This window comes from Kitasatospora sp. NPDC057512, assembly GCF_042802135.1.
GTDB lineage: Bacteria > Actinomycetota > Actinomycetes > Streptomycetales > Streptomycetaceae > Kitasatospora.
This window is the reverse complement of record NZ_JBHVET010000364.1, coordinates 1-8,164: the sequence shown is the minus strand read 5'-3', so window position 1 is coordinate 8,164 and position 8,164 is coordinate 1. Positions and strand designations below refer to the sequence as shown.

The window sequence follows — 8,164 nt, the reverse complement described above, 5'->3', positions numbered from 1 at the left end:
CCCGCGGCGGGCCACGCCCTGGGGCCGGCGGTGGCGGTCGCGGCGATCCAGGTGGTCGGCTCGACCGTCGCCGCGCACGGCCAGCACGGGCGGGTCCCGCTGGACGCCCTCGGCTACCTCCTCCTGCTGCTCGGGCCGGCCCTGCTGGTGCTGCGCGGCCGCCGGCCGGTGGCGGTGGTGGCCGGCACCTCGGTGGTCACCGCCGGGTACCTGGCCGCCGGGTACCCGTACGGGCCGGTCTTCGTGAGCTGGCTGATCGCCTGCTGCGCGGCGATCGGCTCCGGGCACCGCCGGGCGGCCTGGACGGGCGCGGCCGGGGTCTACCTGGTGCACCTGCTGGGCACCTTCGTGCTGCCGGCGGGCTGGCAGCGCGCCGCCCCGCCGTCCGGCAGCGTCTGGCCGCAGGAGCTCGGGCTGCTGGCCTGGCTGCTGCTGGTGATGGCGGGCGGCGAGCTGGTCCGGTTCCGGCGCGAGCGGATCGCCGCCCACCGGGCGTACCGGCAGCAGTTGGAGGAGCGCCGGGCCAACGAGGAACGGCTCAAGATGGCCCGGGAGTTGCACGACATCCTGGCGCACAGCCTGTCGCTGATCAACATCCAGGCCGGGGTCGCGCTCGCGCTGCTCGACCGGCGGCCGGAGGAGGCGCGCGGCGCGCTGGTCACCATCAAGTCGACCAGCAAGGAGGCGCTCGGCGAGGTCCGCCAGGTGCTCGCGACGCTGCGCGGGCCCGGGGCGCCGCCGCGCGGGCCGGCCCCGGGGCTGGACCGGCTGGACGAACTCACCGAGCAGGCGGACCGGGTGGGCCTGGAGGCGGAGGTGCAGGAGCGCGGCGAGCGGCGCGCGCTGTCCGCCGCCGTCGACCTCACCGCCTTCCGGATCGTCCAGGAGGCGCTCACCAACGTGGTCCGGCACTCGGCGGCCCGGCAGGCGGTCGTGGTGCTGGACTGGACGGACCGGGCCGTGCTGGTGGTCCGGGTGGAGGACCCGGGGCCCGCGGTGCCCGGTGACGCGGGCGGGTCGGGCAGCGGGCTGGTCGGGATGCGGGAACGCGCGGCGGCGTTCGGTGGCACCATCACGGCGGGGCCGCTGCCCGACGGCGGTTTCCGGGTCCGGGCGGAGCTGCCGACACCGAAGGCGGAGAGCGATTGATTCGGGTACTGCTGGCGGATGACCAACTGCTGGTCAGGGCGGGCTTCCGGGCCCTGCTGGACCTCCAGGACGACCTCACGGTGGTCGGCGAGGCGGACGACGGCGAGGCCGCGCTGCGGCTCGCCCGCGAACTCGTGCCGGACGTCGTGCTGATGGACATCCGGATGCCGCGGATGGACGGGCTGGAGGCGACCAGGAGGATCGCCGAGGACCCGGCGCTGTCCTCCGTGCGGGTGGTCGTGCTGACCACCTTCGAGCTGGACGAGTACGTCTTCGAGGCGCTGCGCTCCGGGGCGGCGGGCTTCCTGGTCAAGGACACCGAGCCGGCCGACCTGCTGCGGGCGGTCCGGGTCGCCGTCGCGGGGGACGCGTTGCTCTCGCCGGGGGTCACCCGGCGGCTGATCGGCGAGTTCGCCGCGCGGTCGAAGCGGCCCGAGGCCGTGCCGCAGGGGCTCTCGGACATCTCGATGCTGACCGAGCGGGAGCGCGAGGTGCTGGCGCTGGTCGGGATGGGGCTGTCCAACGAGGAGATCGCCCGGCGGCTGGTGGTCAGCCCGTTGACGGCGAAGACGCACGTCAGCCGGGCGATGGTGAAGCTCGGGGTGCGGGACCGGGCGCAACTGGTGGTGCTGGCCTACGAGTCGGGGCTGGTGCGGCCGGGCTGGCTGGGCTGAGGTCTGCTCCTGGGCCGAGGCCTGCTCCCGGGGCTGCGCGTCGCGGGTGGTTCGTACTCTCCCGGGAGTATCCCAACTGCCGCTGCTGGTAGGACGCGCGATGAGGCTCATCGGAGGGACGCTTCAGGTGTCTCGGGAACCGCCCGAGGCACTGGAAGCCCACCACCGAGGAGTTGAACCACCATGTACACCCAGCTGGCCTACTGGCACGGCCCGGGCCCGTGGATCCTGCTGATCCCCCTGGTCTGGATCGCCGTGGTGGTCCTGGTGATCGCGGTCCTGCGCCGCACGGTCTGGCGGCGGCACGGCTGCGGGTACGGCGCCAGGGCCGGGTTCGGGGCCGGAGCGGGAGCCGGAGCCGTCGCGGAGCATCCGCTGGCCGTCCTGGGCCGTCGCTACGCCGAGGGCGACATCGACGCCGAGGAGTACCGCGCCAAGCGGGCCGTGCTCAGCGAACCGTCGCGGGGCGACCCTGGAGGCGGTGGCGCCAAGTGACCGCCCCGGGCGTCGTACGGGGCCCCGCCGCCCGGGGGGCCGACGACCGGGTCGCCGACGCCATGGAGGTCCATGGCGTCGGCGGCACCGGGGGCCGGGCGCCGAAAAGCGTGACGGTGAGCCGGAGGCTCAGCCCGCCGTCTGGGGGAAGACCTCCCGCAGCAGCGGGTCCGGCAGCCCGCGCTTGCGCCACTCGCGCGGGTAACCGAGCGAGACCTCCGTGAACGGGACGCCGTCGTAGGTGGTCCGGCGCGGGATGTGGAGGTGGCCGTAGATCATCGCCGCGGTGTTGAACCGGGTGTGCCAGTCGGCGGTCAGCTCGGTCCCGCACCACTGGGCGAACTCGGGGTACCAGAGGATCTCGGTGGGCTGACGGACCAGCGGGTAGTGGTTGACCAGGACGAGCGGGACGTCCGGGTCGCAGGCCGCCAGTCGCTTCTCGGTCAGCCGGACGCGCTCCCGGCACCAGGAGTCGCGGTCCGGGAACGGGTCCGGGTAGAGCATCCGCTCGTCCGCGCAGACGATGCCGCTCTCGTAGGCAGCCGCCAGGGAGGCCTCCTTGGTGGTCGTGCCCGGCGCGCGGAAGGTGTAGTCGTAGAGGAGGAAGAGCGGGGCGATGCGGACGGGTCCGCCGGGGCCCTCCCAGACCGGGTACGGGTCCTCGGGGGTCACCACGCCGAGCCGGCGGCAGCGTTCCACCAGGTGCTCGTAGCGGGCCACTCCGCGCAACTGGACCGGGTCCTCGGGGTGGGTCCACAGCTCGTGGTTGCCGGGTACCCACACCACGCGGGCGAAGCGTTCGGCGAGCAGGCCGAGGGCCCACTCGATGCTGGTGGTGATCTCGGCGACGTCACCGGCGACGAGCAGCCAGTCCCCGGGGTGGGAGGGCTGGAGCTTCTCCACCAGGTCGCGGTTCTCCTGGTAGGAGATGTGCAGATCGCTCACGGCGAGCAGCCGTCCACCCGTCGGGGTGCTCCGTTCCGGCTGTGCCTCGCTGCGGTTCTCCGTAGTCACTCCTGCCCCCTGAGGTTGCCCGGCCAATGGGGCCCACCCTACGTGGCGGGCGGGGGGAGTGGGGCGGGTTGACGGGATCAGTCGTTCGAACCGTCGACCCGGGAGCCGAGGTCAGCCCGGCGATTCACCGGTGGTTCACCGGCGGGTCAAGGCCGGGGCGGTGGATCGGGAGCGGAGCGGAAGGCTGGACGGGAATAGGAGGTGGGATCAGGAACCGCGAATTGACGGGGAGTTGGGCCGAGCCGGTTCAGGAGCTGATGTCGATGAGCACGCCGTGGGAAGTGGCGGTGGTGACGGCGAGGATCGCCAGTGAGGCGATGCCGAGGGTCAGGCCGAGGGCGGCGCGGCCGCGCCGGTTGGTGCCGCGGACCAGGGCCAGGGTGGCCAGGGTGATGGCGATCGGCCCGAGGACGATGTTGAACAGCAGTAGGCCGGGCAGGCCGAGGAGGAAGGAAGCGACAGCGAGGCCATCGCCCTCGGCGGTGCGCTGACGGCTGATTTCCTGACGGACGGTCTGCTGGGCCTGCCGCTGCGGGCGGTTGGCGCTCCGGCGGCTGGTGGCGGTGCGGCTGGTGGCGATGTGGCTGGTGGCGAGACGGTCGGTGGCGGTGCTCATGGTGGTGCGGGTCCTCTCTGGAGAGTGGCCGCGGGTGCGGTCCGCGGAGCGGCCGGGTCAGCGGTGCCGGAGGCGGGCGATGCCCTCGCGGGCGCCGAAGGCGAGCAGCCAGGCGGTGATGCCGGCGGAGGCGGCGAGGAAGACCGGGAACGAGGTGTGGGCGGCGGTGCCGATCAGGATGCCCATGGCGACCAGGGCGGAGAGCAGGATCACGGCTGGCTCCTTCGGCTGCGGATGGGACTGCGCCGATTTCGGTTGACAAGTGTTCACTGACTTCGGCCCCACTCTACGCTCGGCTGGCCAAGTTCGGCAAACGATTGTTTACTGAATGGCGTGAGTCACACCGTGGGGGCCAGACAGGCCCAGAAGCGGCAGAGTCGGCGGGCCTTGCTGGACGCCGGGCTGCACCTGTTGGCCGATCAGAACCTGGCGAGCCTGGGCGTCCGCGAGGTCACCCGCGAAGCGGGGCTCTCCCCGGCCGCCTTCTACCGGCACTTCCCGGACCTCGCCGCCCTCGGGGTGGCACTGGTCGAGGAGTCGCTGGCCAGCCTGCACGTCATGATCCGCTCGGTGCTCGCCGAGGCCGGCGACGCCGAGGAACTGATCGGCCGGGCGGTGGACGTGATCGAGCGGCACGTCCGCGAGCACCGGGCGCACGTCCGCTTCCTGGCGCGCGAGCGGCACGGCGGGGTGCGGCGGGTGCGCGAGGCGATCGACGCCGAACTCGGCCGCTTCGCCGCCGAGGTGGGATCCGCCCTGGCGCTGCAGCCGCAGTCGCGGGGGTGGAGCGAGCAGGACCTGCGGATGCTCGCCGAGCTGTACGTCGACCACATGGTCTCCACGGCCGCCGCCTTCCTGGAGGCGCTGGAGACGGACCCGGCCCGGGAGCGGCGGATCGCCGCCACCGCGCGCCTCCAGTTGCGCCTGATCAGCCTCGGTCGGGAGCACTGGCAGGCGGGTTGACCGTCCGGGCGTTGGCCGGGTGGCGACGATAACCGGTCATTGCGGCTTGGGCGGTTCTTGGTGTTGCTTTGACTCTTGACAGTGGGTCATGTCCGCGACAGCTTTGGTGCACCCCCACCAGTGGATCCCCCACACCGAGAGGTCTCTCATGAAGAAGCCGCTCAAGCCGCTCATAGGCACGGTCGCCGCGTTCCTGGTCGCCGGGGCCACCGCCCTCGGCGGAGCCGCTCCGGCCCAGGCCGCAGCCTCCGCCGACACGTCCGCCGCCAAGCCCGTCACCGCTGTCAACTTCGCCGGGACGGTCGCCCTCAGCAACTGCTCCGGCTCGCTGGTGCGGATGCCCGGCTCGACCGCGAACGACCCGGCCCTCATACTCTCCAACGGCCACTGCCTGGAGACCGGCATGCCCGGTCCGGGCGAGGTGGTCCTCAACCGCTCCTCCAGCCGGACCTTCACCCTGCTCAACGGGAGCGGCAGCGGTGTCGCCACGCTGCGCGCGAACAAGATCGTCTACGGCGCGATGACCGACACCGACGTGTCGATCTACCAGCTGAACACCACCTACGCCTCGATCCAGTCCCGGTACGGCATAGCCCCGTTGACCATCGCCGCCACCCACCCGGTCCAGGGCACCTCGATCAAGGTCGTCTCCGGCTACTGGAAGAAGATCTACTCCTGCTCGGTGGACGGCTTCGCCTACCGCCTGAAGGAAGCCGACTGGACCTTCAAGGACTCGGTCCGCTACACCTCCACCTGCAACGTGATCGGCGGCACCTCCGGCTCGCCGGTGGTCGACGCCTCGACCGGCCAGGTGGTCGCCGTCAACAACACGATCAACGAGAGCGGCGAGACCTGCACCCTGGACAACCCCTGCGAGGTGGACCAGAACGGTGCGGTGACGGTCCGTCCGGGCATCGGCTACGCCCAGGAGACCTACGGGATCCCGGCCTGCTTCGCCGCCGGCAACCGCTTCGACCTCACCCTCGCCGGCTGCACCCTGCCCCGCCCGTAAGTCACCAGGGCAACCGCGCTGACCAGCACTTTTCCCCCGATGGGCCATCCGCGAGCGGCGGGTGGCCCATTCGGCCGTCCATCGGTCGGCCGCCGCTCCAGCTGCTCTACCCCGCACCACCCGGCCGTCCATCGATCGGCCACCCGCTCCACCCGCTCCACCCCGCACCACCTGCACCATCCGCGCCGCGCGGCCGTACCGGCGGGCGGCGATCATGTCAGCTGAACAGATGGAGAGTTGATGACCACCACCGTGAGAAGGCTGCTGGCTTCCGCCCTGCTGATACCGCTGCTCGCGCTCGGCGGCCTGGCGAGCCCGGCGTCCGCCGCCGACGGCCAGGGCGCGCAGGGTGCCCAGGGAGCGCAGGGTGACCAGGGCAAGGGGTCCCGCCACGGCCGGAGCCCCGCCGACGACCCGACCGCCGACATCAAGGACCGCCTGGCGGCGATCCCCGGCGTGACGATCACCGAGGAGAAGCCGACCACCACCGGTCACCGCTACTTCATCGCCACGTACACCCAGCCGATCGACCACTTCCGGCCCTGGCTGGGCACCTTCCAGCAGCGCTTCAGCCTGCTGCACCGCGGCTACGACCGCCCGACCGTCTTCTACACCAACGGCTACACCCTGGGCACCAACCCGTCCCGCACCGAGCCGACCCGGCTGGTGGACGGCAACCAGGTGTCCATCGAGTACCGGTTCTTCACCCCCTCCCGCCCGGAGCCGGCGGACTGGTCGAAGGCCGGCATCCGCCAGGGCGCCGCGGACTCGCACCGGCTGGTGACCGCCCTCAAGCGGATCTACCAGGAGGAGTGGCTGTCCACCGGCGCCAGCAAGGGCGGCATGTCCTCCACCTACTTCCGCCGCTTCTACCCGGACGACGTGGCCGGCACGATCGCCTACGTCGCGCCGAACAACACGAACGTCAACGACTACCAGGCGTACAGCGACTTCTTCCGCACCGTCGGCACCCCCGAGTGCCGGGCCAGGCTGAACGCCGCCCAGCGCGAGCTGCTGGTGCGCCGTGACCGGCTGGAGCCCCGCTACGTCGCCGACAACAAGGCGTCCGGCTCCACCTTCAACACCCTCGGCTCCCCGGACCGCGCGTACGAGGCCGGGGTGCTGGACGTGGTCTGGGGCTTCTGGCAGTACAGCCTGGAGGCCGACTGCGCCAAGGTCCCGGTCGCCGCGACCGCGACCGACGACGAGCTGTACGCCTGGTTCGACTCGCAGTCCGGCATCACCGGCAACAGCGACCAGTCGCTGGCGAAGTACACCGCGTACTACTACCAGGCCGCGACCGAGCTGGGCGCGCCGTTCTTCGACGTCTCGCACCTGAAGGACGTGCTGCACTACGACTACAAGGAGCTCTACTCGGTCCGCAGCTACGTGCCGAAGGAGATCCCGACCGTCTTCAACCCGAACGCGATGCCCGACATCGACCGCTGGGTGAAGCGCGAGGGTGAGCGGATCATGTACGTCTACGGCGGCAACGACCCGTGGGGCGCCAAGCCGTTCCACCTCGGCCGGGGCAGCGAGGACAGCTACGTCTACACCGTGCCCGGCGGCAACCACGGCTCGAAGATCGAGCAGCTGCCCGCCGCGCAGTCGGCGGAGGCCACCGCCAAGGTGCTGGAGTGGGCCGGCCTGGGCGACGCGAACGCCGCCCGCTCGCTCGCCAAGACGCCGCAGCCGGCCTCGGACTTCGGCCCGCTGGACGTCGAGGGCCAGCGGCTGGAGCAGGAGCGCCGCCCGCTGTAGCGCTCGCGCGCGGCAAGCCGCACCACCACGCACGAGGAGGAGGCCGTCCCGGACCCCGGGGCGGCCTCCTCGCGTCGTCCCGCGCCCCCATGCCCCCGAGCCTTCGCGCCCCCATGCCCCCAGCGCCCCCATGCCCCCCGCGTGCCCGCGCCCGTCGGCGGGAAGGTCGGACCGCCCCAGCCCCCTCCCCGAAGCAGTGAATCGGTGCTTCAATGCTTGCATGGCCTACCGACGCACGCCTGCCGTACAAGCCCGCCTGGACGCCCAGCGCGAAGCGGTGCTCCAGTCGGCGGTCGGCCTGCTCGCCGAGCGCGGCTACGGCGGCTGCACGATGGCCGCCGTGGCGGACCGCGCCGGGATCGCCACCGGCAGCCTCTACCAGCACTTCAGCGGCAAGGCCGAGCTGTCGGTGCAGCTGTTCCGCCGGGTGGTCACGCACGAGATCGACGCGGTCAACGCCGCCGTCGCCCTCCAGGACAC

At 72.2% G+C, this 8,164-nt stretch carries 10 protein-coding genes; 7 read left to right on the top strand and 3 right to left on the bottom strand.

What is annotated here, in order from left to right; genetic code table 11:
* The 3 genes from ACFU6K_RS22880 to ACFU6K_RS22870 all read left to right on the top strand — a co-directional run.
* Nucleotides 1-1,149, top strand: a 1,149-nt coding sequence (locus tag ACFU6K_RS22880; RefSeq protein ID WP_380665813.1) for a sensor histidine kinase, incomplete at its 5' end; no start/stop codon positions are given.
* Entirely contained in the window at nucleotides 1,146-1,823 is a 678-nt protein-coding gene (locus ACFU6K_RS22875) for a response regulator (protein ID WP_380665811.1), read from the top strand. The genes ACFU6K_RS22880 and ACFU6K_RS22875, both read left to right, overlap by 4 nt.
* Before the next feature lie 183 nt (nucleotides 1,824-2,006).
* Entirely contained in the window at nucleotides 2,007-2,318 is a 312-nt protein-coding gene (locus ACFU6K_RS22870) for an SHOCT domain-containing protein (RefSeq protein ID WP_380665809.1), read from the top strand.
* Nucleotides 2,319-2,447: 129 nt separating this feature from the next.
* On the opposite strand, the gene ACFU6K_RS22865 is transcribed toward ACFU6K_RS22870, so the two are convergent.
* From ACFU6K_RS22865 to ACFU6K_RS22855, 3 genes are all read right to left on the bottom strand, one after another.
* Nucleotides 2,448-3,332: a metallophosphoesterase family protein gene (locus tag ACFU6K_RS22865; RefSeq protein ID WP_380665807.1), complete on the bottom strand. Its 885-nt coding sequence runs from the start codon at nucleotides 3,330-3,332 to the stop codon at nucleotides 2,448-2,450.
* A gap of 247 nt (nucleotides 3,333-3,579) precedes the next feature.
* Nucleotides 3,580-3,948: a DUF4190 domain-containing protein gene (locus ACFU6K_RS22860; protein ID WP_380665805.1), complete on the bottom strand. Its 369-nt coding sequence runs from the start codon at nucleotides 3,946-3,948 to the stop codon at nucleotides 3,580-3,582.
* Nucleotides 3,949-4,005: 57 nt separating this feature from the next.
* The gene (locus tag ACFU6K_RS22855; RefSeq protein ID WP_380665803.1) at nucleotides 4,006-4,161 is read right to left on the bottom strand and encodes a hypothetical protein; all 156 of its coding nucleotides are present in this window, start codon (nucleotides 4,159-4,161) and stop codon (nucleotides 4,006-4,008) included.
* Between the two features lie 120 nt (nucleotides 4,162-4,281).
* Here ACFU6K_RS22855 and ACFU6K_RS22850 point away from each other — a divergent pair, with 120 nt between their 5' ends.
* From ACFU6K_RS22850 to ACFU6K_RS22835, 4 genes are all read left to right on the top strand, one after another.
* Complete coding sequence (locus ACFU6K_RS22850) at nucleotides 4,282-4,911, top strand: TetR family transcriptional regulator (protein WP_380665801.1); 630 nt, start codon at nucleotides 4,282-4,284, stop codon at nucleotides 4,909-4,911.
* Between the two features lie 148 nt (nucleotides 4,912-5,059).
* Complete coding sequence (locus ACFU6K_RS22845) at nucleotides 5,060-5,923, top strand: serine protease (RefSeq protein WP_380665799.1); 864 nt, start codon at nucleotides 5,060-5,062, stop codon at nucleotides 5,921-5,923.
* A gap of 240 nt (nucleotides 5,924-6,163) precedes the next feature.
* Entirely contained in the window at nucleotides 6,164-7,684 is a 1,521-nt protein-coding gene (locus ACFU6K_RS22840; RefSeq protein ID WP_380665797.1) for a S28 family serine protease, read from the top strand.
* 220 nt (nucleotides 7,685-7,904) lie between these two features.
* Nucleotides 7,905-8,164, top strand: a 260-nt coding sequence (locus ACFU6K_RS22835; RefSeq protein ID WP_380665795.1) for a TetR/AcrR family transcriptional regulator, incomplete at its 3' end; no start/stop codon positions are given.